Origin of the sequence: Photorhabdus sp. CRCIA-P01 (assembly GCF_003545805.1) — a bacterium.
GTDB lineage: Bacteria > Pseudomonadota > Gammaproteobacteria > Enterobacterales > Enterobacteriaceae > Photorhabdus > Photorhabdus antumapuensis.
Genome location: NZ_NMQR01000149.1, coordinates 1 through 1,767, shown reverse-complemented (window position 1 = coordinate 1,767; position 1,767 = coordinate 1). Strand labels below are relative to the sequence as shown.

General features: G+C 44.4%; 2 protein-coding genes and 1 pseudogene. All 3 read right to left on the bottom strand.

The window, feature by feature from the left end; translation table 11 throughout:
- Positions 1–413, bottom strand: a pseudogene (locus D3222_RS24410) (hemolysin BL-binding protein); the annotation flags it as partial.
- 197 nt (positions 414–610) lie between these two features.
- Positions 611–973 carry a hypothetical protein gene (locus tag D3222_RS24405; RefSeq protein WP_051691095.1) on the bottom strand — a complete coding sequence of 121 codons (363 nt, stop codon included), beginning with the start codon at positions 971–973 and terminating at the stop codon, positions 611–613.
- Positions 970–1,767, bottom strand: a 798-nt coding sequence (locus tag D3222_RS26395) for a hypothetical protein (RefSeq protein WP_232832675.1), incomplete at its 5' end; no start/stop codon positions are given. The genes D3222_RS24405 and D3222_RS26395, both read right to left, overlap by 4 nt.

The window sequence follows — 1,767 nt, the reverse complement described above, 5'->3', positions numbered from 1 at the left end:
TGGGTGGTTTCTTCTGAGCCACCGGTGACTTGGGCACGATGGAGCACTAAATTGCGGGATGAGTCAATATTCGACATCGCACCCCGTAAATCTGCCCATTCCCGCACTTCTGCCGGCGTGAGGGAATCTAGTCCCTGCATTCTGGCTTTTTCCTGAATTTCGCTCATCCGGGCACTGTAATCACCCTGTAATGCCCGCAGCTCTTTGGCAACCGCAACACACTGGTCAGCCCCTGAACACGTTGCTATCCGCGCCTGAACCTTATCATATTCTTGGCGATACTTATCCCTGACAGTCGTACGGCAACTACTATCTCCCTGACAGTTGACCAGTTCCTCGCTCCTCGAATGATTCTGGTCAACGCTTAAGTGATTATTATCGACAACAACGCATTCCAGTGCGAAGTTAACCATCGAACACCGATTTTCCTAATGCCCTCAGTCAGTTACAACCTGTTTTTCCCTGTACGGTTTGACTCCCGGCCAATAACACCCCGACGCGACTTTTCAGCCCGATAAGCCATTTTGTCCGGCGTAATGAACTTCACCTTTAGAGCTAGATGGTTGCCCAACATTTTGGGGTATAGTTCACAATGGCTAGGATTTCTACTTTACTTATTAGGATAGTTATAATGCTCAGGCACCTGATAATTTTCTGGTATATTCGGCCACTCTGAATTTTTTAAGAAAGTATCAGAATCATCTTTTATATCCTCAAAAAAACCAGACAATCTCATTGAATGCACTCTAATGTAAACTAATGCGGCTTGCATGGTAATTTTATCATCAATAAGCTGTGCTTTTTGTAATAAACAAATTGCCTCTTTTAGCCTATGCATATCCAGAAAAAACATTTCATTTAAATCACTTTCATAATCAATTAATAAGTTATCAGTGACATTACTTTCAGAGATTTCTTTCGAAAGTTGATGATAACTATCATTTAACATTTCAAAGAAAAGATCTTTAATCATTTTGGGAGTCTCCTTCCTTCAGCTGCTGCTGCCTTAGTTTTATCTAAATTAATCGAACCATCCAAATTCAACACATGAATAAAGTTTCCTCTCTTATCAAAAACTTCCAAGTGGTTCTTATGACGGCCATCTAAATAGAATTGATCGCCTGTACGGATATTATCACTTATATCATTTGATGCTTTGTAGACACTCTGTCCTTGGTAAATCTTACTAGTTTTTTGTGAGTTTCCTTTCGCTTGGTTACCAAATCCTTTCTGTTTAAAGAATTCATTCATATTCCCTACAGCCCCCTGATTCGGTTGATATGGTTGTTTGCCTTTTCCGACATCCCCGCGGCCTTTTGCTCCAGCTTTACTGATCCCTCCGGCCACTCCCGCAGACGCCGCAATCCCCGTCTGCCCCATAATCTTCACGATTTCCTGGGTAGTTTCTTCTGAGCCACCGGTGACTTGAGCACGATGGAGCACTAAATTGCGGGAGGCATCAATATTTGACATCGCACCCCGTAAATCAGCCCATTCCCGCACTTCTGCCGGCGTGAGGGAATCCAGTCCCTGCATTCTGGCTTTTTCCTGAATTTCGCTCATCCGGGCACTGTAATCACCCTGTAATGCCCGCAGCTCTTTGGCAACCGCAACACACTGTTCAGCCCCTGAACATGTTGCTATCCGCTCCTGAGCCCGGTCATATTCCTGCCGATATTTATCCCTGATCGTCTCACGACAACTGCTGTCTCTCTGACAGTTGACCAGTTCCTCACTCCTTGAGCGATTCTGGTCAACGCTTAAGTG

Coding starts and splice junctions, on each gene's coding strand:
- D3222_RS24405 (WP_051691095.1), bottom strand. CDS start 973: ATGATTAAAGATCTTTTCTTTGAAATGTTAAATGATAGTTATCATCAA.